The organism is Janthinobacterium sp. KBS0711 (assembly GCF_000988085.1).
GTDB lineage: Bacteria > Pseudomonadota > Gammaproteobacteria > Burkholderiales > Burkholderiaceae_D > Janthinobacterium > Janthinobacterium lividum_E.
This window is the reverse complement of the sequence record NZ_LBCO01000024.1, coordinates 495,746-518,564: the sequence shown is the minus strand read 5'-3', so window position 1 is coordinate 518,564 and position 22,819 is coordinate 495,746. Positions and strand designations below refer to the sequence as shown.

The window sequence follows — 22,819 nt, the reverse complement described above, 5'->3', positions numbered from 1 at the left end:
GTGCCAGGTGGATGGTATACAGGAATTGTGCCGAAAATCGCTGGAGATCGGCCAATCTGGCGGTGGGTGCACCGTTTTCTTGCGTCCCGCCCCTGCGCATGCACCAGAAGGCGGCGTTGGCAGGCCGCTGGTGACTGCTGCTTAGCCGCCGGTGCAGGCATCGAGCAATATTTCCAGCTGGCGTACATGTGCGGCACGCAATTGCTCGCGCGCCAGCAAGGCTTGCACTTGCTCGAAGATGCCGTGGGCTGGCACGGCCGGCAAGACGGGCGCGGCAGGACGCTTGGCGATGCACGGCGCACTCACCGGCCAAGCTTCCACCTGCGATGCCGGCGCCCATGCCGCACAGCCGGTCAACAAGCTCGCCAGCAATAAGGTGGCTAAACTGCTGGCGAGGCCGCCTGCATGCCTTTCAGCACGTTCACGCGGCAGCCTCATGGCATTTCGCTGGCGATCAGCGCCTCGGCGGCACGGCAAGCATCACCTTCGGGCTGCAACGCCAGGATGCGCGCCGCAGCCGCTTGCGCATCTGCCTGTCCAGCCTGCGCGGTGGCCAGCGCCTGCCGTACCCGCGCCGACCGGCGCGCGTCCTCCTCTCGCATCGCATTCAGGGCCTGGTTCTGGCGCTGCAACACGGCTTGCAGCGCCAGCACTTGCGCCGCGCACGCGGCACGGCCCGTTTCGCGGCCCCAGCGCTGGGCGCAAAACACGGCTGCCCCCAGCAACAGCAGCATGGCCACCATGCTCAATGACGGCTTCATGCCAGCACCTTGCGCGCTGCCTGGTACAAGGCCAGGCGCTCGGCCAGGCCGTTCACGCCGCCGTTGATGCGGCGCGTCACCCGTTCCTGGTCGCCCGCGTCCGCCAGGCGATTCAAGCCGCGCGATTGCCAGAACCAGCCCGCCGAGCGGCACGCGCAAGTCGTTTGCTCCAGCAGTTGCGGCGCCGCCAGTAAATCCAGGCCTAGCCCCACGCCGCACGCCGCATAGTTGGTGCGCCCCGTCACCTGGAGCAAGCCGCGCCCCTTGAAGCGCACGCCATCGCCGGCGATGACATTGCCCAAGTCCGCGCGTCCTTCATAGGCCGCACCGCTGGCCAGCTCGCGCACATAGCGCAATTGTCCCGATTCGTGGCCCACCTGCGCCAGGAACGCCGCCTGGCGCAGCGGCGTATCGATGCTGAACTCGGCCATCGCCGCATTCAAGGGCGCCAGGAACAGCGTAGCGCGGCGGCCTGCCAGCGGCATGATCTGCATCAATTGGGCGCCTGTCACAGCATGCCCCGCACATCCTTGACGGCAGCGGCCGCATCGGCCGCCAGCTCGCCGATATCCTTGCCGCGCCGCTTGTCGAACCAGCGCACGCAAGCACCCAGCACCCACCAGGCGGGCAAACCGGCCGCCACCATTACCGGTGCGGCGATGAACAAAAACCCCGTGGACGGGTCGCTGCCATACAGGCCCGCCACCGTTTTCGCGCTGTCGAACAGGCTGGGCCACCACGACAGCACGGCGGCCACGAGCACGGGACCGAGAAAGGTGGAAATGATGATGCTGGAACAAAAACGAATAAATGCCTCCTTGGTGGACTGGGGCCACATGAACATGAAGCCCAGCGACGTGGCGGCGGCGCCGGCCAGCACGGGCACGCCAAACAGTTTGATCAATGCGCCGCCGGCGGCGGTGGTTTCGAGGGCCATGGTTGCCTTTCAGATGGTGGAAATGAAAAAACCCGCCGAAGCGGGTTTGGGTGTGGCAAGCACAATCTTTATGCCACCTTCACGATTACACGAGCACGGCCATCGTCTTCGACGGCGATGACCTTGCCGACTGCACGCGTGTATTGCTGGAACGTCATGTCCGTCTCATTGATGGCAATGCCCGCAATGCCTGCACCATCCTGCACCGGTACGATGAACTGGCCGGGAACTGCCCCCTGGATATTGCATGGCACCTGGCCGGCGAAGGCGATGCGGTCGACCGTCTGGCGCAGCGCTTCGAGTGCCGCATCGAAGGCAAGTCCGGGAGCCTGCCGAACAGCCCACTCTTCATCGGTATCGCCTGCCAGCGGCACCTCGCGGTACACGGCCGCCTTCGCAGGAATCGCTGGCGTGAGCAGGGTCAGGCCGTCGTAGATTGCTTCGACAGCCGGTTGCGCCTCGCTGGCAAGCATCGATTCGACGCGGTCAAGCGCACGCGTCACGGATGCCGGACGCTGACCAAGCTGCTGCGACCACTTGTCGCCGCCCACCATGCACGGATCGGTGGATTTCACGGCAAACGAGATGGCGTCAGCCCAGCGATCGGTGAGCTTGCCATCTGCGCCGATGCCGATCACCTGACCTGCCGCGACGACGCCACACGCCGGGGCCTTGAACATGTACTCGGCATAGTCGGCGCCACTGGCGTTGATCGTGCCGGCAGCATTAATGCTGCGGCCAGTCAAGGAGGTCTGTGTCACGCGCATGACGCATTCCGAACCGTTGCCGTAACCGGTAGCGCCCACGTTAAAAATTGCCGAGTTGACGATTTCCAGATTACGCGTTCCCTCGACCTGATTGGGATTCTGGATGACGCTGTAATACGTGTCATCATATTCTTCCGGCGTGCCGATGCGCACGTATTTCGGTATCGTCACATAGCCGTTTCCACGAACGATCAGCAAGCCTGGCGACAATTGTCCGCCTGGCGAGGTATCGAGCGCCCTTAAATAGAGGGAAAAGCCGTCCTTGACATAGCTACCTCCACGCCCAGCACGTGTAGCAAAAATGAATGCCCCTTCAAACGCCTTGCCCGCTATGCCCGTCACGCCAAGAGACATGGCTGGGTTAATTCTGTCCAGCGTGTTTCCTGTATTGTTTACAGGCGCATACAAACTGGTGTTCGTCAGACCGTCTACACTGCGCGCGTAGATGCTGTGGGTACTATAGATCTGGTATGTGTTGGCCAACGGGCCGCTCATCACGCCGCCTGTCAACGGTAAGGCGTTGTACGGTCCCGCCGCAAACGCCCGATCCATGTCATTCAACTTCTCGTTGACGTTGGGCATACCGTCATAAAATTTATCAGCCATTTAGATTCCTTCAATTTGTAGTGGTGCAGAATACGTTTCAAAGTACGGCGTGGTTACCGCGTCGCTATTGCTGGCCTTGCCATACAGCATGTAGTCCTGTTCCAGCAGCGGATCCGGGTTTTCCGGAAACAAACTGAACAGCATCGCCTTGCCCTTGCCGTTCTCGCGCAGGATGCGCATGAAGCGCGCACGGTCCATCGGTGTCAGGTGTGCCAGGTTAATGCTCAGCTTGTCGCTGGTCGTACCCAGCACGGTTTTCAGGTTGCCTGCACCCGTGCGGTAATTTTCACTGCTATCCTGCGTCTGCACCTGGGCGCCATACTCGGCGTTATATTGCGGTGACCAGTAGTTGCCGACCACCAGACGCGAGATCTCCAGGTAGCCTTCAGGGCTCTGCGGCGCAGACACGTCGATCACTATCTGGCGCACGCGCACAGGGGCGAACCATGTCACGCCGTCGGAGCCGCCGCCGCGCGGCCAGGTGTTCACGCCGCCCCACTGATAGGCGTTCCAGCCGAGCGGCAGCACGCCCCAGGGATAGGAACCATGCACAGCAGCCGGGCACGGGAAGATGCTGCCGGTGTCGAGTACCGGCACGGCGTCGCCCGGCTGGGCATAACCGCGCACACGCATGCGCGCGCTGCTGGTCATGTTGGTGAAGATCAGCGCCACGCAGGCGATGGGCTCCTGTGTCGGCCAGGTAGCGCTGATGGTCTGTGCAGTGCCGCTGGCGCGCAACACGGCATTCTTGCTATCGCGCTGCAGGTTGGCCGGACCCAGTTCGCCGGTTTGGCTCGATGCAGTCAGCACCGCGCGGTCAGCCGCGTTGTCATAGATGATGCGAAGATTGCTCATGGCAACAGTGCCCCTTTCAGGATGAGGTAAGTGGTTGGTGAAATAAACCCAGTGATAACGCCGATAGGCTCGGTACTGGATGTGCGGCGCCACATGCCCCAATAAACTCGGTGCGCCAGAGATTGGTGCCAGCGCTGGGCTCGTATGACGGGCCGGAGGTTGGGCAACCCATCACGACAGTCCGGATCAGCAGCTGGACCGTCATGACGGCCCTATTGGCTGCACCAGATGCGAGCGGGAACAGTGGGGCAGGATGGCTGAAGTCGCAGGCAAGAGCGCCATTGGCGTTGTAGAACGCAGCACGGATGCCACCGTCGTATAGCGTCGAAACGAAGACGTAGGCCCGCACTGCCAGGGACAACTGCACGGAATCGAACTGACTCGCGTCGCGCGACGAGCCGTAGTAGCAGATCACCTGCCACTACCCTGCTGCCACCTCGGCTGATGAAATGATGCCGATGTTGCTATCGAGTGGCATATTCAATGCCCATGTCACCGGACATCATGCGCAATCCGATACTTGAAATACCCCCAACGGCTAATTTGCTACACGGCCTTGACCATCACGTAGGCCCTGCCATCGGACTCGATCGATATCACGCGGCCGACGGCGTGCAGGTACTGCTTCATGCTGAGATCGTCCTCGTGCACGGCGATGCCCTTGATGCCAGCACCGTCCTGCACCGGCACGATGTAATCGCCCGGCTGGGCGCCCAGCACGTTGACCGGTACGCGGCCGGCGATGGCGATGCGGTCGACCTTTTGGCGCTCGGCTTCCAGGGCGGCGTCGAAGGCAGTCATGGCTTCGGCGTCCAGTTTTGTCGCCACCCTGTAAGCGGCCACGGCTGCGGCGTACTCCTCATGCTTGGCTGCCCATTCACTGTCCGTATCACCCGGCTGTGTCACTACGTCCGCGTATTGCATTGGCTGAGTGCCAGCGACTGGCTGCTGCGTGATCACATCCGCACGACGTTGCGGCTCTGACGGTTCCGCACCGGCAATGGGTTCAGGGCGCGCTCCCACTGCCAGCGCCCAAGTATCGCCGCCAACAAAGGACGGCGCAGTAGACTTGATCGCAAACAGAATGGCGGAGGTCCACTGGTCTGTAATTTCGTTGTTGTCGGTAATGCCAATTACCTGACCGGGTGCAATATCGCTACAGCCAGCACACTTGTGCACATACTCGGCATAGTCATTCCCCATGGTATTGACGGTGCCGGCGATATTGGCGCCCCGCGCAGTATTGCTATTTTTCCCAACGTATAAAACAGCGGGTGAGGCGGCCCATCCCCCTGTGCCATCAGAAGCGTTAACGCCGACGCACGGAGCAGAAAACCCCTCACGGCCAACATACAAAATCTCTGTGCCCATCGCGGTATAACGGCTAATGCTATGACGGAGGATTGATGTATCGGTACTGCCTGCTTTGAGAACCGGCATATATAACCGCCCATTGCCATAGGTAGCCATTAAATTTCCCGTCCAGGAATTGGAGTTATTGTCCCAAGCCCTGAGTGTTAATTTATAACCTTCCTTGTTGACGCTTCCATTGCCGCCGCCAACCATAAATCCAAACTGCCCGGGGTAAGCGAAACCGGGAATGCCGCCGAATCCCAAACGCAAACCCTCTTGCTCGTCCGTCTGGTTTTGCCTGGTTTGCCCTCTGGCTAAAAATGAATTCCCATAATCGAAGGTTGCCGCAGCGCCGACGCCGATGATATCGGTAAATAAGATACCGCGATTCGTGCCTTCATTACCGGTCATGGCCTGCCAGCGTGGGGCAATATAGCCCGGGCCACCTGGAATTTGCGCCGTATCAAAAACAATGATTCCTTCTGGCTGCGACGTAGTTTCGATGGGAGCTTGTATCGTCGCTGCGTCCATCCCCACTAAGTCAAAGGAGAGCGTGGAATAACAACCGGCCTGGAAATAGGCATAGACATCATATTTCCCGTCAGCACGTTTGTAGACAATGAAGCGTGACTGAGATGTACGCGCACCCTCCATATGCCAGTCGACATAAAATCCGCCTCGCACCCCTATCAGAATGGTCACCGGCGTAGTGGAAACAGCTCCCCAATTCTCATTGAGAATCCCCTTGATGAGCAAATTATCATGACCACCCAAGTTTTCCTCACGCAAGGTGGCAATCAAGAACCACTTTGGCGTTGGCGCCCCTTGTGCAAGGTAACTGTAGCCATATTTGGCAGTGGGGCCAGAGCAAAGCCTGGCGTTCATTTGGATTGGCATGTTCGGATCGATCCATGCCGGGTGCATATAGCCACTTGGGCCAGCAAGCGGCGACCGTCCCACGGCTGGCGCATACGACGCCACCACGGCGCCCCGTCCAGCCAGCTCATTCAAGCGCTGGATCGTATCCTTCTGGCCATAGTAAAAAAAGTCACCCATTACAATTCCTCGATTTCAATATTGGTGGCATACGCCTGAAAAGATGGTGTGGTGATGGCTGCCAGATTGGCAAGGCGCCCATACACCTGGTGCGTTTGCTCCAGCTCGACGTCGTCGCTGTCCGGATACAGGCTGATGAAAAGCGGGCGCGACAGGCCATTGCCGCGCACGATGCGCCACAACTCGGCCCGGTCCAACGGCGTCATGTGATCAAGCGCCAGCGACAGCTTGCGGTACATCACGCCCCGCTCGACCTTCTGTTCGCCAGCGCCATTGCGATACTGGCTGCTGGTATCGAGCGGCGTGATACCGGCGCCATATGAAGCGTTCTGCTCGGGGCTCCAATATGCCCCCGCCACCAGGCGCGCAGCCTCGATATAACCGGCAGGATTGTCAGGGTCGGCCAGGTCAATCACCAGTTTCCTGATGCTGCGCACCTGGAACCAGGCGCGGGCGTAGGTACCGCCGCCGTAACTGTAGGCATTCAAGCCCAGCGGCAATGCACCCCAATCCCACATGCCCAGCCGCGCATACTCGCAGGCTGGCATGACGCCAGTGTCGAATGCAGGCGCAGCACTGCCGGGCTCGATGTAGCCGCGTACGCGGATGGTTGCCCCTGGGGTCAGATTGCAAAACGGCAGGGCCACGCCGCCAACGATTTCCGGTGTCGGCCACGTTGCAGTGATGCTCAGCGCTGCGCCGATTGAGCGCAAGACAAGAGACTTTCCCTCGCGCTGCAGATTGGCAGGCCCCAACGTACCGGCCTGACTCGAAGCGCTCATGATCGCGCGATCGGCGGCGTTATCGTAAATGATGCGCAAGTTGCTCATGCGTCGCCCTGGACTGGCCAAACAATGGCATCAAGCGCTTCGAAGGATGTCGCAGCTGCGATCTGCTGGCGCAGGTGACTGCCGATAGCGAACGCTTCGGCTACATGCGCTCCCAGCGCGGCGCCGACGGCGATCATGCCGGACGCATCGAGCGTCAAATAGGTGTTATCCGACAAAGTCCAGTCGATGCTGTATGGCTGGCCGGCAGCCTGCGCCATCAAGGCCAGCTGCACGGCACCGATGATACGATCCTTGTCTGTCTGGTACATGACGCCACCGCATGCAAAATCCGCAGTCTCGGCAAGCGCACGCGCCTGCTTGATGCGCGCCCATGCCCGGGTCCGTGCCGTGTCGAGCGTGCCGCTGCGGTCCGCAACAATACTGCCGCCGACAAACGGACTGGCCGGGTCGGTGGTCAGCCAACGTTCAGCAAGGCTGCCCAGGTCGCCCTGTACTTGAAGCAATGGCATCTGTAGCGGCGTGTTCCAGGCCAAGCCGGAACCGGCCAGATAAGCTGCCTCGCAGGCATAGCTATGGACGGAAAGCTGGGCGGCATCAAACGGCGCATTGATTTCGATTCGTTTGAGCAAGTGAAAGCCGACCGCCACGCCGTTCGGCGTGGTGAAGTGTTTAAGAATCATCCGTTTTCCTAGTCGTAAAGAGATGCGTTCATGATGGGCATGCTCAGATCGGAGGCATTTCCGGAATGCGAGCTTGCATCCCGGTCATAGGCGGCACCGTTGAAATAGTAAGCGGCGACATTGGCCATGCAGGTGGAAAAAGTCGCCCCATTTCTACGCACTCCGCCCCGATCCTCGTAAAACTGGGTATTGCCCGACCCGGGATATTCCGGAGCATCGCCTACAGATACGTCGCTGATATGGTAGGTATCTGGAAGCAGGATGGCGGCATTGGATGCGGCAGGAATGACGTAATTACTTATTTGATAGCCGTAGGATATGGATAAAAATGACTCTATCTTCAGAGACAGATTGCCACTATCAAATATCAGCTTTCCCGTGCCATCCCATGAGCGCATGCCATAAGTATTGGCCGATGCAATGGCGCGGCCAATGGCAAAGCAATAGCCCACTGGCATGGTCGGCAGCACCCTGCCGTTGCGCCGGTAGATATTCATGCCCGGCACGCTTCCGTTGACCGGGGTGACCACGGACGACGTGGGATAAAACCAGATATCCTCTCCATTAGCATCCGGATAGCGCCAAAAAGTCATGATGTCCCGGCCGCCCGAATCAGGTAACCCGTTGACCTGATGAGAATTCGTATAGTAAGGAGTTATTCCTGTATTCCCGCTGTTAAACAGTCCGGAAATATAAGGTGAGGGATTCAAGGTCACCTTGCCAATAAACTCCGGCACCATGAATTCCTCATCAATGACCCGGCTTCCTTTTTCCGTATTAAAAAGTATTCCGCTCGTCATGATGCGAATACCAGCAAAATCAGATCGCCGCCATATGCATCCTTATATTCAAACGAAAAAGTAATCGTCGGGTTGCCATGCCCATCCTGGCCTACCACCCAGGCATATACGCCCCCCATTACCTGAAATACGCGCAAGGACATGCCGCGCAATCCGTAGTACACACGCATCGCAGGCTGATCGGGGCCTTGACGCCACGTCTCCACGTAGATGCCACCTGCGCCGTCGGGGGTAATCATGGCCGTACCATTGGATTTATAAGTCGTAATGCCGATGCTCATCGTGTCAGATCTCCTATCTGTACGCGCAACATGTTGTTGGCGTCGTACACCTTGATCACGTTGTCCCATATTTCCGTACGGGCACCTGAGGTGGCGGTGCGCAAGGTACCGATAACAGCCGACATGGCCGACAAAGAGGAAATGCTGGCTGTATTGATCAGCGCCAGGTCGATAGCCGCGCCTTGGATATACGTACCAATGCTGGCCCTGCTCATCTGCCCGCCAATATTGACGCCAAAGGTGGCGCCCGCTGTCGCATTCGAAGGGGGCTTGGCACCGATCACTTTGCTGTAATCAATGCCGCTGGCGCCTGTCGCAAGAATAACGCTATCATTCGCGCCATAGATCGTGACCGCCTTCATCACGGCCTGGCCTGCCGCATTGACGGACCAGTTTCCTGCCAAGTCACTGATGGTGCCAGTCACGAGCAACTTCCCTGTTTTAGTATTGACCGCTTCCAGGCTGTCGACACTCAAGGCCTTGGCCGCCACCGACCCATCCACGAGCAAGTTGCCGTTCAGCACCGTACCCAGCACCATCCAGGCGCCATCGACGTAATACTTCGTCACCGCATGCGTCGCGTCATACAAGGTCACCACGTCGCGGTTGATCGGCACGCCATAGCCGGCACGTTCCAGTTCGTACACAGCCGAGGCATCCGACCAGGCCGAATAGCCGGGCGCGGTCACCGTGACGGTGCCGCGCTGGCCGGTGGCGCCATCGGCGGCCAGGCGTGCTGCTGCCGCCCATTCGCCCGGGGCGATGTCGTCGGTCGCCGTGCGCGACGCGGCCGTGGCGCCGGATGTGAACAGATAGGCGCCGCCAGACGCCGGCACCTGGGTCGACCAGCCATTGTTCAGGCCCGTCAACGCACCCGTGGCAAAGGTGAATGTGCATGCCGCACTCGGTAATGCCGGCGCGATGTTGGTGGCGCCGCGCTGGTAGATGCGCACGGGCGCCACATTCACGCCGTCCAAGCCGTTCGTGCCGCTGGTGCCATCCTTGGCCAACTGCACCGCCCCCGCCCACTCATTGGCGGCAATATTGTCCGTCGCATTGCGCGAACTGGCGGCTGCCACGCGCACGTACAGCGGCGCCGTGCCGGCCGGGATGTTCTTCGACCAGCCATTGGCCAGGTCATTGCCGGCCGACGTCGTGATGGCGGCCGTGGAAAAGGTAAAAATCACATCGCCCGGCGAATCAGCTGGGACAGCGGCAGCGCGCTTGTAGGCAAAGGCCTGGCCCGTGTTCAAGCCGGCCAGGCCCGTCTCGCCGGCGACGCCGTCGAAGACCTTGCTGACCATGTAATTGGCAAGGTAATCGACGCCAAATTCACGGATGCTTGCCTGCACCAATGCCGTATCGGTAGTCATGCTGGCAAAATCGACCGTGGCCACGTTGCCGTTGACCCGCAAGGTCGTGCCGGCGGATACGGAAAACACAATATCGCCCACCACATTGACTGGCTTGGCGGTGATGACGATCGAGCCAGGCGCGCCGGCACCGGCACTGTTGACGCGAAAAACGGGCGTACTGGCGGACATCAGGATCGCCTTGCCATCGGCCGTCGTGCTGAAGCGCTCCGCCGTCGCCTGCAGCAGCGTATCGCGTGCCCCCATAATCGCGCTCATACCAGTACCCCCACCGTCACTCTGCCCGTCAGCCAGAAACGCGACAGCATCACCACCACGCCCGGCACGCCGTCCTGCAAGCCAAAGCGTTCAGCGCGCAGTCGTACGGGCTGCCCCAGTTCCAGCATCATCATCTCGGGTTCTCCGTCAAATTCGTAAATGGTGCGCGGCACCTTGTTCAAGGCCAGGCGCCGCAGCGCTTCCGCGCGGGCATCGGCCCGCGTCTTGAGGCATGTATCGATCTGCACCGGGTCGTCGGACAGGCGATAGCGTGCACGTACCTCCTCATCGACCACGGTTTCGGTCAGCCACTCGGTGGCATACAAATCCGCATGCGCGGGCGGGATGCTGGTCGTCAGGCCAGCCTGCAGCGTGTAGTTCCGGTCGAAGCCGATCTTCACGGCAGCCGCCACCGTCAGGCGCTGCGCCGGACGCAGCGAGCGTTCGCGCATCTGCTCCGGGCCGATCGCCAGCGGCACGCCGGCGGCAGGCAGCGCGATCTGCACCAGGCGCAATTGGCCGGTACGCGACATGATCGCCTGGGCGCCCACGCTGGCCGCCAGTTGCTGGATGGCCTGCGCCTGGTTCGTGCGGTCGGCAACATACAGCCCCACCGGCTGCGGGTGGGCCGCATCGAAGGCGGCCAGGTTGTCGAGGTCCATGTCAGCAAGGGTGAAACGGTCGGCTGCCTTGCCGTAGGCAGTAGCGATGCGCCGCACCAACGCGGCAATGCGCGGCGCATAACCGCCGCCTTTATCGCCCTGCACGCTGACCGTGATCGTGGTGGAAAATGGATCGGTGGTCAGGTTGAATCGGCCCGCCTGGTCATTCAAGGCGACCGCGATCGGCTTGCCATTGGTACGCACTTCGAACGTCGATTCGACAGCGCCGAGAAAACCATATTCCAAGGTGGCCGGATTGGTCAGCAAGGGCGCCACGTTATGGCACTCGCCGAACGGAATCGGCAGGATGGCGTCCTTGTTCGGCGTCGTGCCTCCCAGCTTGGCTTCGGAGATCGGCGTATTGAGGCGTTGCAGCTTGTCGCGCAGGACCAGGTTGACCGACTCGCGCCCGGCACTGGCTACGTCGGCGATTATGCCGTCGAAGACCAGCTGGAAGTCGGCACGCGGCCAGGAGGGATCGCCCGCCCAGGCCTTGATCGGCCGGTTCATCCACACGTCTCCCAGCCAGCCATCCAGAGCGCCATCGGCGTTATCGAGTTCGATATCGCCGCCCGACAGTCCCGCCTCGCCGGACAGGCTGACCTGTTCCGTGAAGGCCAGGCCGCCCTTGGCCAGCGGCTGGTATGCGGTATTCGCCGGTACCTCAAGCGGCCCGGTGACGTAGGGCCGCGAAGCGATATACCGCGTCACCTCGCTGCCGCCCACGTTCACCTGCGCCTCGATCAGCACCATGCGGATGGCCGAGGCGCTTTGCAGCCATTCCTGAAATTGCGCATCGGTCATGCGTATTCTCCTTTCACTGCATTGGCCCAGGCGGATGCCCGGGACGATTTGTCCACGCCATCGACCACCGTCCTGGCGGCGTTGGCGTTCGATTCAAAGGTGGCCTGGATGGTGGCACCCGTTTGCGCCCGCTGGTCGGCGCGCAAGCCTTCCAGCTCCACGCGCATGGCCTGGTTGTCTTCGCGCAGGCCGCGGATTTCGGCCACCAGCACCTCGGAGCCGACGTTCGCAGCCGACGAGTAGCGCACAGGGTCGAAGACGGCCGCTGTAACCGGGGAAGTCATCGCGGCCAGCGCGGCGACCACGGGAGGATTACCGAGCTGCACGCCCAGATCCGCCGCACCACCCATCGCAGCCCGCAGACCGGCAATGGCTTGCGTCACCGTCAGCACGCTGTCGTTGATTTTGATCAAGCCCGACACCTGGGCATTGAGCGCATCGAGGCTGGCCTGCTGCACGTCGACCTGCGCGGCCGCCCATTTCAACGCTTCCTTGTTCGCTTCCACCACGCGGGCATAGTCGGCCGCATAGCGGGCGTCGGAAGCGTTGACCACTTGCGAGGCCGTCAAAAATGCCTGTTCCGCGGCAGACAGCCCCGATTGCGCCGTCGTGTCGCCCGCATTCGCAGCCGCCAGGGTTTTCTCGAACTGTGCCCGCGCTTCGGCGTACTTCTGCTCCGGCGTCAGCGTCGATTGGGCGCCCAAAGCCATGCTGGAATTGAGCCCATTCAAGGTCGTCACCCACGATTTCGACTTCTCCAGCGCCGACTTGGCCGCCACGGATTCCGTCTCGTAGGCTTTGGCCAGCGCATCCTTCGCGCTGGTCACCGCCTTGACGGCCTGGATCTGGTCGAACAATCCGCGATTGACATCGGCGACGCCAGCGCGCTGGGCAGCCAGCAACTGCGCTTCGCTTTGCGTCAACTGGTTCAACTGTTGTTGCAGATCTTTGCGTTCGCTGGCGATGTCGCTGGCAGTCTTGTTCACTTCAGCCAGCTCGCCCGTGGTGCCGGCCAGGTCGGCCGCATAGTCGGCCGCCTTCTTGAACGGTTCGGCGATGGCAAGCAGCTGTACATACATGTTCTGGCCGGCGACCGTGTTCAAGTCCTGTGCCAGCACCAGCGCCTTGAATTGCTCGCTCGTCGTCACGCCGGACTGTCCCATCGCCGCCATGGCGCTGCGCACCGACTTGGTGACCGGGTCCATCTGCTCGGCCTCGTTCAGGAAATTCTGCACGAAGAAGCTGGTGCCACTGGTCAGGGTATCGAGGTCGCCCGCCGCCTGAATCAGGCTTTCGCTCAGCGCCACGGCGGAAAGGCCGGAGCTGTTGAAAGACTTGCCCAGCACGGCCAGCACGTCCGACACCTGCATGTAGTTGTTGGCCACACGCGCCAAGGTTTCCAGGTAGCCCTCACCCACGGCCTGGTATTTTTCCAGACCGCCCACGCCGAACTTCGCCATGTCGTCGCCCAGCTTGGAAAATGCCGCTTCCAGGGCCTTTTGCACTTCCTCGCCCTTCAAATCCTTCAGGCTGATCTTGCCAAGGCTGACGACAAAGGTATTCAAGCGCGCCGTGAAGGCGTCACCACCGACACCCAGCAAATCGGCCGCGGACACAATGCTCGTGCGCAGCCCCAGTACGATTTTTGTAAACTGATCGTTCGTCTCTGTCCCCAGAGCCGAAAGGTTCGTGGACTTCTTGTCGCTGGAAAACCAGCCGCCGGACTTCTTGATATCGACATAGGAATTCACGTTGAAACCGGATTTCTCCAGCGCGCCCAGGCTCGAAGAATTGGTCACGATGCCGATATCCTGCACCGTGGTCTTGCCGCCAAAGATGCTGCTGATGACATTGCCGATAACGCCGCCGCTGGAACTGCCTTTGGTGCCCAGCGCGGACGTCAGGATGCCCGAGCGCACAAGCAAACTGCCCAGGCCACCGATGCCCGAGACGATCTGCTTGAGCGAGACCACCATCGACGAGGAATACGCCAGGCCCAGGCCGGAGTTTTTCTCCATGATTTCCAGGCTGTTGGCGATCGACGCCGATTTCGCGGATGAATCACCGAGCACCGTGCCGGTGCCATTGGCGGCTTGGCGATCCTTGGCAGTCGTGTCGACGCCGCCACCGCCGCCGCTGAAGGCACCGCCCAGCACGGCGGCAATCGCCGCTGCTGCCGCCGCGTAGCCCCACGGTCCCATGGAACTCATGAAAGACATGAACACGCCGGGCACCTTGGCCGCATTCTGTGCGGTCTGGCCAGCCATCACCGCCCCCGTCTCTGTGGCCTGCCCGACGACCACGCCTGCGGCGGACGAGCCAGATACAAACAGGCTGGTGGCCAGTTTTTGCAATTGACCTGCCATTTCCACCGCACGAAACGCTTTTTCGGCCCCTTCCATCAACTTGTAACCCGTGCTGTTTTCCTTGAAGAAGCCCTTGGCCGCACCAGCCATGTCACGATAACCCTTGATCTGTGCCTTCGCGCCATCCTCGCGGGCCTTCGCTTCCGCAGCCTCTTTTTTGGGTTTGTCTTCTCCAGCGTCCGTGAGTCCTTCACTCAGGGTACGTTGAATGTCACGCTGGGCCTTCTGATAATCGGCAAAGGCCGTGCCCAACTTGCCGACCGCAGCTCCCGCCTTACCGAAAGCCTTTTCCAGCGCGTCACCCATGGCCTTGGCGCCATCGACAGTGTCTTTCCACGTTTTTTCATCCGCCGCCTTGGCATCGGCGCGGTTCTTGGTCTCCTTTGCCTTGGCCTCCTCGTCGCGCTTCTTCGCAGCCGCTTCCTTCTCCTGGCGCGCCGTTTCCTCCAGTTGCGCCAAGTCGGCATTGACTTGCTGTTGTACGCGCAGCTGTGCCGCGCCTGCTTCGGCGATCTTGTTGTCCCTTTCCTGCTGGCCTTGCGCCGTCTTCGCCTGAAAACCTTTTAATACGTCAGCTTGCTGCTGGTAAGCCGCCACCTCGGCAGCGCCACGCGCGCTAATGGCCATGCGACGGTTCGCAAAAAACTCATCCTCGCTCAAGGCGCCGCCTTTGCGGCGTGCTTCATCGAGCTTGGCCTGCTGGTCATAACCCTCGGTCTTGATGCGCAATGCGCTTTGAATCGCCTGCAACTCACCTGCCAGCACGGCATCGCGGGGGTCGGAACCTGCCGCTGGAGGGGCGGCAGTCCTGGCAGAAGCAGCGCCCTTGGCAGGCCCCGCAAACGAGGCTCGCACATTCTGCCGCAGCTCTTTCTCCTTTTCGGCAGAAAAGGGAACACCGCCGGCCCTGGCATTGGCCAGGGTTTCCTCAAATTTCTTGATTTCCGCTGTTTCGCGCTGCGCCTTGGTGACATAACGCTTCTGCATCTCGTCCAGGTCCTTGACCGCCTGCTTGCCATCGGCATTGCGTTTCGATTCGGCCTGGTCGGCCTTCGCCTTTGCCTCCAGCTGCGTCTGCTTGTTCATCGCCACTGCCAAGGCCTTGGCCTGCTCCTGCTCAAACTGTTCCATCTGGGCACCGGTCAGGCGCGCCGCCGGGTGCGTGCCGGGAACCAGCTGGCCAGTGCGGCGCACGTCGGCCGTGCGTTTTTTTATTTTTTCAATTTCATCCTCCGGTGTTTCTTCGCGTCCAATGGAACGCATGCCATCCATGAAGCTGGACCAGAGATTCTTGCTACCCTGCAGCAAGGTACCGATCATGCTGAGCTTTTCAGCCCGTTTTTGCAGGCCTGCATTGATCAAGTCACTCGCTATGACCATGGCCTCTTGCGTCTTGCCTTCCTTTTCCAGGGCGGAGATGTGCGCGTACTGGGCGCCCGTCAGGATGTTGTAACTTTTATCGTGCGTATCGACCCAGTTGGTGACGCCATCGGCCATCGTCGCAAAGTCGGCCGCCACAGCGCCAGCCGACTGGCCATTCATTTGCGCCATGGTGACGGCGGCCGCACCCACGGAATTAAGCGCTTCGCTGGTGAAGTGGCCAGTTTCCACCAGGGTCTGCAAGACCACGCGGGTATCGCCCAGGCCGCCCTGGCTGGCATCAGAAACCGACGCCACCATGGTGTTGAACTGGCCTTCCGTGATACCGGCGGCATTGCCGGTCAATTCCAGGGCACGGGAAAACTTGTCCGATTCCAGCTGGCCCTGCACGAAGGCATCGGCCACGAACGCCGCAACGTCGGCCGCCATCTTCAGCGCCAGTAACGGCCCCGCGCCCAGGCGCTTCATGGCCAGTTCCGTCAAGCCGGTGGCATTGGCCATCTCGCCCAGGCCGTCCTTGATTTGTCCGATGTCGGCGTTCAAGCTGCCTTCGCCAATCTTGGCCGAGGCTTTGGCAAAGCCATCAACCGCGGTCATACCCTTGAACATGGCGTCCGCAGCGGCGCTGCTTTCGTCGCCTAGTACTTTGGACGCGTCTGCCGCCGCGCGTGCCGCTTCGGCCTGCGCGCGTACCCGTGGTTCGAAGTTGCGAAACTTGCCGCTGGCTTCCTCGGCTTGATCGCCTGTCTGTTTACTGGCGGTAGCCAAGTCATTCACCGCCTGCGTCCCCGCCTTTATCTCTGCCGCATTAACGGCAATCTTTAACTCAGTTATCTCTGGCATGGTTGGCCCATAAAAAAGGCCGCGCATGGCGGCCGGGTTGGAAAATGCGGGTCAGCCCGCCGCGTTCTGGTGCGACAGGAACAGCGCGTCGAGCTGGTCGAGCAGCTGGTGCTCGAACGGCTCGATGACGATGGCGTGGCGCGCCTGCCAGGCGAGGATTTCCGTGCTGGCGATGGGGTTGACGGCCATGCCGTTCTGCCGCTTGCGGTTCAATTGCGCGAACCATTCCCACACGTGGGCCAGCTCAAACGGCATCGGCGGCGTCGCCTCTTCGGGCGGCGCGCGGTACAGCGGATGGCGCTGGGCGGCATCGATATGCTCGCCCTTGGCGTGGCCATCGGCCGCGCGCGCGCCGCGCTCGAACTGATGCCCGGCGTAGCGCAGCAGGCTGGCCGTCAGAGTTTCAAAAAATTCGACTCGTTTTCCAGCGCGGTGGTGACCTTTTCCTGCCAGGTCGGGTATTTTTCAAAGGCCGCTTCCAGCAGCGCCGGATCGAGCGGCACGGGTGCGCCGTTGCTGGTGAAGCCGTACCAGCCAGTGACCACGGCCAGCGCCAGGCGTTTCTGGTTGCCGTCGATGGCTTGCACCAGCAGTTCCGCACCTTCATCGGTGGAGGCGTCGATAGCCGTCTTGCGGCGTGCCGATTTTTTATAACCTTCGGCGCGCACGGCGTTGTTGGCGACGCGGTATTGCTCGCTGTTCTTGCCGACGATGGTCAGGCCAGCCACCGCTTCGCCATCCGCGTCGAAGATGACGGGCACGTCGAACGTGACGGAAGTGGCCGCCGCGTGGATATTGCCGATGTCGAAACCTGCCTGGATTTTTTGCGCGTTGTTCATGTGTGCTGCTTTCTGAATGAAGTAGAAAAATTAAAAAGGCCGCCATCACGGCGGCCCCGGTGCAGGCGCTAGCTTCTTACAGCGCGCTGTCCTGGATGGTCAGGGTGGTCGCTTCGTGCTGCGCATCGGCGCCCTTGTAGCGCAGGACGTCGAAGGCGCAGGTGACGATCTTGTTTTTCTCGCCGTCGTCGATCTTGGCCGAGGTGATCTTGATGCGGCCCATGGCCAGGGCCAGCACGTCGGCGGTCGGCGCCGTGCCCGACGCCATGGCGTAGGCCAGCGGGATTTCCGTCTCGGACTTGAAGTAGTCGAGGTAGGTGGCGTCCTGCAGCAGCACTGTGAACTGGCCCGAGCCCATCACCTTGCCGCGCGAGGCGGCCGTGGCGTACTTCGAGCCGATCACCGGGTCGACCTTGACCTGGCCGTCGAGCGAGACGGACATGCCGGTGCAGATCTGCGACGGGATGCCGTTTACGGACAGCATCGCCGTGGCGCCCGAAAACTTGCCGGTACCCGGCGCGGCCAGCGGCGTGGCGAAATGTGGCACGGCCGTGGTCGGGCCTTCCGACTTGCCCATCAGGGTGAAGTCCAGGCTGGTGATGCCGTTCGGCTGCACGGCGATATCCATCTTGCTGACCAGCTGGTCGACGAAACTGCGGTGTACGCCGATTTTCGGGTCCTGCACTTCGGCCGTGAACCAGTCGGTGGTATGGCCGCTCAACGGGGTGAAGCTGCGCTTGCCCACCGCCGCCACGCCGACCGAGTCGCCGGCCGCCTTGACGATCATGGCCGAACCGTCCATGAACTGGCCATTCAGGTTGGTGGCCGTCACCGACGTGACGAAGAAGTTCTTCGCGTTGTTGGCGGCGGCCGGCGCCGTCATGCCGGTGACGCGCACCACGCTGCCGGCGCGGAAGCCTTCACTCAGCCAGGAACCGGCGCTGCGCGTCAGGCCGGAGGCGGCAGCGGCGATGGTGGTTTGCGCGGCAGCCACGCCGCCTGCCGTGAAGTCGCGGCGCAGCAGCGCAGCCATCAGCGGCGCATACGTGCCGCACGCCGCTTCGGCCTTGATGGCGCCCGTGGTGCGGAAGTTGCCCAGGCGGGTATCGCCCTGCTGCTGGCTGGCGTCGATTTCGGCGCTTGCGTATTTGTCCGCTTCCGTGTCGAAGGTGGCCGTCACGCGGGGATAAATCTGGCCGCCGCCGGCGGCGGCCTTGCTGCCTTCGGCGCTTTGTTTGCTGATAACGATCAAGCTGTCGATGCCGTTTGCTGTCAGTGCCATAGTTGTAAAACCTTTCGTGGGATAAAAAAAGACCGCCAGGGGCGGTCTTGGGGAAGGAACTGCAAATAATCAGGAAGACAAATGAAAAAGCCCGCACGCGGTGAGGCGGCGGGCTGGCGTCCGGATGGCGCGGTGCCATGCCGGATGGAAGGTGGGCGAAGGGACCATGAAGGCCGTTCGCTGCGCTGATATCCCCTATCGGTGTCGCGCCGAAAGCGCGTCTATTACGAGTGGAGAAGCATGTGGTCTTGCTGTACTGCGGTATTGCCGGTGTTTCTGTTGCTGCGTGATCGAGACTCTATTGTAGGGGCGTTTTTTTCAGTGCCGGGCATATTGCAAAAAAAATTTCAGTGACCGAGGCGGCGCATGGCGCGGGCGCCGTGCGACTGGAAGATGCCTTCCAGTTCGCTGACCATGTCCTTGATGCGTTCGAGCTCGAAGCCGCCGGAGCAGCTGATGGCAGCTTCGCCTGCGCCGTGGCACGTCTTGCAAACGACAGGCGCGCCGGCTTGCATGGCAGCGACGACGCCCGTGCCGTGGCAGACCTTGCATTTGCTGTCGAGCCAATGCGCGAGTGACGCTTCGGCCACGCGGCGGTACAAGGTATTGGCCGCCTGCGCATCCCAGGCCGTCTGCGCCTTGACCCAGCGCCGCGCGCGGCCCTTCTGCGTCACGGCCGCCGTCCAGGCGCGCAGCAGCTGCGCCAGGTTGCCCGCATTGCCTTCGAACAGGCGGCTGACGGTGCCGTCCGCATACTTGACGCGGCACAGCAAGGCGCCCATGTCGCCCGCCAGCGCGGCGGCCGCGATCACGTCCAGGTCGTGGTGGACGGCATCGTCGCGCAGGTTCTGCGACGACAGCGATGCGATGAATTTTTCTGCAAATCCCATGATTTCTCCTCGTTCCTCGTTGATACTAATCGTTGTTACTTGCCGGGCCAAACAGCGCCGCCACCAGCGGATCGCGGCGCGCCGCACCGCGTGGCCAGCTGGCCGTGCGGCGCACCTGCGGCGGCAGTTCGGCCCAGCCGTCGACCTCGTCGTCCTGCTCGCCCAAGGCGTACAGGGCGGGCCGCTGGCGTCCCGGCTCCGTGCAATGGGGCTGCGCCAGGTGGATCTGCCCCATGCCGCACATGTGGCGCAAATAGCGGCTCATGGTGCCCGCATCGAGTCCCAGCAAGGCGGACAACTGCGCCGCGCTCGCCTGGCCCTGCTCGCGGATATACTGCCCGATGCGGGCGATATGCAGCTGCGACTTCTTGCTGCGTCCCTGTAACTGGCGCCCCTGCCGTGGCGCCGTCCTGCTTTCAACCAGTTGACTGCTGTTCAACATCTGCCTGACCTCCCGTGGTGTCGCCAACCGGCAGACGCTGTAGTGCGTTTGCGACAGGCAACAAGTGGACTTTATCAATCGCTAATGTTAAAGTCAAGCATTTGGTAATTTATCAAACGGTAAATTTCGGGTTTAATGTGGAGATGAATATGTATCAATACAGACGCGACCGCCTGCTGGCCCTGATCCGCGAGCACTACGACAACACGCGCAAGAAAATTTCCGACGTCAGCGGCTGGAGCGAGGCGCGCATCTCGCAAATCCTCTCGCCCACCTACCGCGAAGGGCGCGCCTTCAGCGAAAAGATCGCGCGCAAGCTGGAAGCGGACCTGCAGCTGGACAGCATGTATTTCGACCAGGGCGCGGCGCCCGACCAGGCGGCCATGGCCGCGCGCGCGCTGGCCGGCGCACAGCCCGTGGTCGTGGAAGATGGCGAGGATGAGCGCTTCTACCCGATCCGCAAGGTGAAACTGCGGCTGTCGGCCGGCATCACGGGCTTTGCCATCGAACCGGAAACCCACGACGGCAGCACCATCAGCGTGCCGCGCAGCTGGGTCGAGCGCAATGGCTACCACCCTGAAAAACTGGTGGCGATCAAGGTCAAGGGCGAGAGCATGGAGCCGGCGCTGTACGAGGACGACGTGGTGATCATCAATACGGCCGACAACCGGCCGGCTGACGGCATCGTGTTTGCCATCAATTACGAAGGCGAACCGGTGGTCAAGCGCATGGCGCGCGATATCGGCGAATGGTGGCTGACGTCGGACAACCCGGACCAGCGCAAATACCACCGCAAGCTGTGCCGCGGTAATGAATGCCTGATCGTGGGCAGGGTCGTGCGCAAGGAAAGCGACCGGATTTGAAAGCGAAGTTTATCGATCGATAAACTTCGCTCGCAGCATGGCGCTACGCCAGCGCCGCCTGAATCTGCTGCAGCGATGCCGGATCGTCCATCGACGTCAGGTCGCCCGGGCTGCGTCCTTCGCAGATGGCCTGGATGGAACGGCGCAGCAGCTTGCCCGAGCGCGTCTTCGGCAGCTGCGCCACGAACAGCACGCGTGCGGGCCGCGCCACGGCGCCCAGCTGGCGGTCGACGACGGCCATCACTTCGCGTTCCAGCACCGCTTTCGCTTCCACGCTGTCGAAGCCTTGCGGGTCCTTCAGGATCACGAAAGCCATCGCCACCTGGCCTTTGAGCTTGTCTTCCACGCCCACCACGGCCACTTCCGATACGTTCGGATGACTGGTGATGCTTTCCTCGATTTCTCGCGTGCCCAGGCGATGGCCGGCCACGTTGATCACGTCGTCCGTGCGGCCCAGGATGAAGTAATAACCGTCCGCATCGCGCACGCCCCAGTCGAACGTGGAATACACTTGCCGGTCGCTGAAGGTGGACCAGTAGGTATCGATGAAGCGCGCATCGTCGCCGTACACCGTCTGCATGCAGCCCGGTGGCAGCGGGCCTTCCAGCACCAGCACGCCCTTCTCGTTCGCGCCGCACTCCTCGCCCGTCGCTTCGTTGAGCAGCTTGACCTGGTAGCCGTACATGGCCAGGCCCGGGCTGCCCAGGCGCGTCGGCGTGTCGGCCACGCCTTTCGCCACCGAGAGGATAGGCCAGCCCGTCTCCGTCTGCCAGTAATTGTCGATGATGTCCACCTTCAGTTCATCGGCGATCCACTGCGACGTGGTTTCATCGAGCGGCTCGCCCGCCAGGTACAGCGCCTTCAGCGAGGACAGGTCGTATTTGCGCATCAGTTCCACCGGGTGCTTGCGCAGCACGCGGATGGCCGTCGGCGCCGAGAACATGCGCGTGACCTTGTATTTTTCGACGATGCTCCACCAGATGCCCGCATCGGGGCAGATGGGCAAACCCTCGTACAGGATGGTGGCCATGCCGGCGATCAGCGGGCCATACACGATGTAGGAATGGCCCACCACCCAGCCGATATCCGAGGTGGCAAAGAAGGTTTCGCCGGGCTTGCCGCAAAACGTGTACTGCATCGACGACGCCAGCGCCACCGCATAGCCGCCCACGTCGCGCTGCACGCCCTTCGGTTTCCCCGTCGTGCCCGAGGTGTACAGCACATACGACGGTTCGTTCGATTCGAGCCAGGCAACGGGCACCTGCGCGTCCATGTGCTGTTCGCGCAGAGCCGCGTAATCGACGTCGCGGCCCGCCGTCAGTTCCATCGGCACGAGATGGCGGTCGACCAGCAGCACCTGTTGCGGCTTGTGCGCGGCGATGCGGATGGCTTCGTCGAGCAGCGGCTTGTAGGCAACTGCCTTGCCATTGCGCGAACCGGCATCGGCGGAAAATACCAACTTGGGCCGTGCATCGTCGATGCGGCTGGCCAGGCTGTTGGCGGCAAAACCGCCGAAGACCACGGAATGCACGGCGCCGATGCGCGCGCAAGCGAGCATGGCAAACGCCGCCTCGGCGATCATCGGCATGTAGATCAATACGCGGTCGCCCTTGACCACGCCCAGCGCCAGCAAGATGGCGGCGCAGCGCTCCACTTCGCGCTGCAGCTCGCGAAAGCTGTAGCTGCGCTCCGTGTTCGTTTCCGTGGAAATGGCGATCAGCGCGGCGGCATCGCCCTGGCTGTCGACCCAGCGGTCGACGGCGTTGTGGCACAAATTGGTGGTGCCGCCGACGAACCATTTGGCAAACGGCGGGCGGGAATAATCGAGCACTTGCGAAAACGGCGTATGCCAATCGATCTTTTCCGCTTCTTCGCGCCAAAAAGCATCAGGCGTGTCAATCGAGCGTTGATAAAATGCTGCGAAATTCAT

Annotated in this window: 21 protein-coding genes; 1 reads left to right on the top strand and 20 read right to left on the bottom strand. The window is 61.6% G+C overall.

Features of this window, described 5'->3' with window-relative positions; genetic code table 11:
- Window positions 1-141 precede the first annotated feature (141 nt).
- The 19 genes from VM94_RS14960 to VM94_RS14870 all read right to left on the bottom strand — a co-directional run bounded on the left by VM94_RS14960 (window position 142) and on the right by VM94_RS14870 (window position 20,026).
- Window positions 142-306 carry a hypothetical protein gene (locus tag VM94_RS14960; protein ID WP_160309297.1) on the bottom strand — a complete coding sequence of 55 codons (165 nt, stop codon included), beginning with the start codon at window positions 304-306 and terminating at the stop codon, window positions 142-144.
- Window positions 307-434: 128 nt separating this feature from the next.
- Window positions 435-761, bottom strand: a complete 327-nt coding sequence (locus tag VM94_RS14955; RefSeq protein WP_046684142.1) for a hypothetical protein — start codon at window positions 759-761, stop codon at window positions 435-437.
- A complete protein-coding gene (locus VM94_RS14950) occupies window positions 758-1,255 on the bottom strand; it encodes a glycoside hydrolase family 19 protein (RefSeq protein ID WP_046684622.1) in 498 nt (165 codons plus the stop codon). Before VM94_RS14950 ends, VM94_RS14955 begins: the two co-directional genes overlap by 4 nt.
- Window positions 1,256-1,269: 14 nt before the next feature.
- Window positions 1,270-1,698: a hypothetical protein gene (locus tag VM94_RS14945; RefSeq protein ID WP_046684141.1), complete on the bottom strand. Its 429-nt coding sequence runs from the start codon at window positions 1,696-1,698 to the stop codon at window positions 1,270-1,272.
- 68 nt (window positions 1,699-1,766) lie between these two features.
- A complete protein-coding gene (locus tag VM94_RS14940; RefSeq protein ID WP_138829130.1) occupies window positions 1,767-3,071 on the bottom strand; it encodes a hypothetical protein in 1,305 nt (434 codons plus the stop codon).
- Complete coding sequence (locus tag VM94_RS14935) at window positions 3,072-3,926, bottom strand: hypothetical protein (RefSeq protein WP_046684139.1); 855 nt, start codon at window positions 3,924-3,926, stop codon at window positions 3,072-3,074.
- Window positions 3,927-4,472: 546 nt separating this feature from the next.
- Window positions 4,473-6,335 carry a hypothetical protein gene (locus VM94_RS14930; RefSeq protein WP_046684138.1) on the bottom strand — a complete coding sequence of 621 codons (1,863 nt, stop codon included), beginning with the start codon at window positions 6,333-6,335 and terminating at the stop codon, window positions 4,473-4,475.
- The gene (locus VM94_RS14925) at window positions 6,335-7,048 is read right to left on the bottom strand and encodes a hypothetical protein (RefSeq protein WP_138829131.1); all 714 of its coding nucleotides are present in this window, start codon (window positions 7,046-7,048) and stop codon (window positions 6,335-6,337) included. The genes VM94_RS14930 and VM94_RS14925 overlap by 1 nt, the downstream gene beginning before the upstream one ends.
- Before the next feature lie 113 nt (window positions 7,049-7,161).
- Window positions 7,162-7,806: a DUF4376 domain-containing protein gene (locus VM94_RS14920; RefSeq protein ID WP_046684136.1), complete on the bottom strand. Its 645-nt coding sequence runs from the start codon at window positions 7,804-7,806 to the stop codon at window positions 7,162-7,164.
- 8 nt (window positions 7,807-7,814) lie between these two features.
- Window positions 7,815-8,606: a hypothetical protein gene (locus VM94_RS14915; protein ID WP_046684135.1), complete on the bottom strand. Its 792-nt coding sequence runs from the start codon at window positions 8,604-8,606 to the stop codon at window positions 7,815-7,817.
- Complete coding sequence (locus VM94_RS14910) at window positions 8,603-8,887, bottom strand: hypothetical protein (RefSeq protein WP_046684134.1); 285 nt, start codon at window positions 8,885-8,887, stop codon at window positions 8,603-8,605. The genes VM94_RS14915 and VM94_RS14910 overlap by 4 nt, the downstream gene beginning before the upstream one ends.
- Window positions 8,884-10,506: a hypothetical protein gene (locus tag VM94_RS14905; protein WP_046684133.1), complete on the bottom strand. Its 1,623-nt coding sequence runs from the start codon at window positions 10,504-10,506 to the stop codon at window positions 8,884-8,886. The genes VM94_RS14910 and VM94_RS14905 overlap by 4 nt, the downstream gene beginning before the upstream one ends.
- Before the next feature lie 8 nt (window positions 10,507-10,514).
- Complete coding sequence (locus tag VM94_RS14900) at window positions 10,515-11,984, bottom strand: hypothetical protein (RefSeq protein WP_046684132.1); 1,470 nt, start codon at window positions 11,982-11,984, stop codon at window positions 10,515-10,517.
- Window positions 11,981-16,498, bottom strand: a complete 4,518-nt coding sequence (locus VM94_RS14895) for a phage tail length tape measure family protein (RefSeq protein WP_160309296.1) — start codon at window positions 16,496-16,498, stop codon at window positions 11,981-11,983. The genes VM94_RS14900 and VM94_RS14895 overlap by 4 nt, the downstream gene beginning before the upstream one ends.
- Window positions 16,499-16,624: 126 nt before the next feature.
- Window positions 16,625-16,864 (bottom strand): phage tail assembly chaperone, encoded by a 240-nt coding sequence (locus tag VM94_RS14890; protein WP_442905227.1) that lies wholly within the window; start codon window positions 16,862-16,864, stop codon window positions 16,625-16,627.
- 104 nt (window positions 16,865-16,968) lie between these two features.
- The gene (locus VM94_RS14885; protein ID WP_046684130.1) at window positions 16,969-17,412 is read right to left on the bottom strand and encodes a hypothetical protein; all 444 of its coding nucleotides are present in this window, start codon (window positions 17,410-17,412) and stop codon (window positions 16,969-16,971) included.
- A 76-nt stretch (window positions 17,413-17,488) separates the two neighbouring features.
- Window positions 17,489-18,694, bottom strand: coding sequence for a phage tail tube protein (locus tag VM94_RS14880; RefSeq protein WP_046684129.1), 1,206 nt, complete (start codon window positions 18,692-18,694; stop codon window positions 17,489-17,491).
- A gap of 347 nt (window positions 18,695-19,041) precedes the next feature.
- On the bottom strand, window positions 19,042-19,584 hold the full coding sequence (locus VM94_RS14875) for a zinc finger-like domain-containing protein (RefSeq protein WP_046684128.1): 543 nt from the start codon (window positions 19,582-19,584) through the stop codon (window positions 19,042-19,044).
- 25 nt (window positions 19,585-19,609) lie between these two features.
- On the bottom strand, window positions 19,610-20,026 hold the full coding sequence (locus tag VM94_RS14870; protein WP_046684127.1) for a FeoC-like transcriptional regulator: 417 nt from the start codon (window positions 20,024-20,026) through the stop codon (window positions 19,610-19,612).
- 149 nt (window positions 20,027-20,175) lie between these two features.
- Between VM94_RS14870 and VM94_RS14865 the strand changes: the two genes are divergently transcribed.
- Window positions 20,176-20,889 (top strand): S24 family peptidase, encoded by a 714-nt coding sequence (locus tag VM94_RS14865; protein WP_046684126.1) that lies wholly within the window; start codon window positions 20,176-20,178, stop codon window positions 20,887-20,889.
- Between the two features lie 43 nt (window positions 20,890-20,932).
- Here VM94_RS14865 and VM94_RS14860 read toward each other — a convergent pair whose 3' ends face one another.
- Complete coding sequence (locus VM94_RS14860; RefSeq protein WP_046684125.1) at window positions 20,933-22,819, bottom strand: propionate--CoA ligase; 1,887 nt, start codon at window positions 22,817-22,819, stop codon at window positions 20,933-20,935.

What these genes read in the sequence shown, in the direction of transcription:
- VM94_RS14955 (WP_046684142.1), bottom strand. Translation starts at nt 761, where the DNA reads ATGAAGCCGTCATTGAGCATGGTGGCCATGCTGCTGTTGCTGGGGGCA.
- VM94_RS14950 (WP_046684622.1), bottom strand. Translation starts at nt 1,255, where the DNA reads ATGCAGATCATGCCGCTGGCAGGCCGCCGCGCTACGCTGTTCCTGGCG.
- VM94_RS14945 (WP_046684141.1), bottom strand. Translation starts at nt 1,698, where the DNA reads ATGGCCCTCGAAACCACCGCCGCCGGCGGCGCATTGATCAAACTGTTT.
- VM94_RS14940 (WP_138829130.1), bottom strand. Translation starts at nt 3,071, where the DNA reads ATGGCTGATAAATTTTATGACGGTATGCCCAACGTCAACGAGAAGTTG.
- VM94_RS14935 (WP_046684139.1), bottom strand. Translation starts at nt 3,926, where the DNA reads ATGAGCAATCTTCGCATCATCTATGACAACGCGGCTGACCGCGCGGTG.
- VM94_RS14930 (WP_046684138.1), bottom strand. Translation starts at nt 6,335, where the DNA reads ATGGGTGACTTTTTTTACTATGGCCAGAAGGATACGATCCAGCGCTTG.
- VM94_RS14920 (WP_046684136.1), bottom strand. Translation starts at nt 7,806, where the DNA reads ATGATTCTTAAACACTTCACCACGCCGAACGGCGTGGCGGTCGGCTTT.
- VM94_RS14915 (WP_046684135.1), bottom strand. Translation starts at nt 8,606, where the DNA reads ATGACGAGCGGAATACTTTTTAATACGGAAAAAGGAAGCCGGGTCATT.
- VM94_RS14910 (WP_046684134.1), bottom strand. Translation starts at nt 8,887, where the DNA reads ATGAGCATCGGCATTACGACTTATAAATCCAATGGTACGGCCATGATT.
- VM94_RS14905 (WP_046684133.1), bottom strand. Translation starts at nt 10,506, where the DNA reads ATGGGGGCACGCGATACGCTGCTGCAGGCGACGGCGGAGCGCTTCAGC.
- VM94_RS14900 (WP_046684132.1), bottom strand. Translation starts at nt 11,984, where the DNA reads ATGACCGATGCGCAATTTCAGGAATGGCTGCAAAGCGCCTCGGCCATC.
- VM94_RS14885 (WP_046684130.1), bottom strand. Translation starts at nt 17,412, where the DNA reads ATGAACAACGCGCAAAAAATCCAGGCAGGTTTCGACATCGGCAATATC.
- VM94_RS14880 (WP_046684129.1), bottom strand. Translation starts at nt 18,694, where the DNA reads ATGGCACTGACAGCAAACGGCATCGACAGCTTGATCGTTATCAGCAAA.
- VM94_RS14875 (WP_046684128.1), bottom strand. Translation starts at nt 19,584, where the DNA reads ATGGGATTTGCAGAAAAATTCATCGCATCGCTGTCGTCGCAGAACCTG.
- VM94_RS14870 (WP_046684127.1), bottom strand. Translation starts at nt 20,026, where the DNA reads ATGTTGAACAGCAGTCAACTGGTTGAAAGCAGGACGGCGCCACGGCAG.
- VM94_RS14865 (WP_046684126.1), top strand. Translation starts at nt 20,176, where the DNA reads ATGTATCAATACAGACGCGACCGCCTGCTGGCCCTGATCCGCGAGCAC.
- VM94_RS14860 (WP_046684125.1), bottom strand. Translation starts at nt 22,819, where the DNA reads ATGAATTTCGCAGCATTTTATCAACGCTCGATTGACACGCCTGATGCT.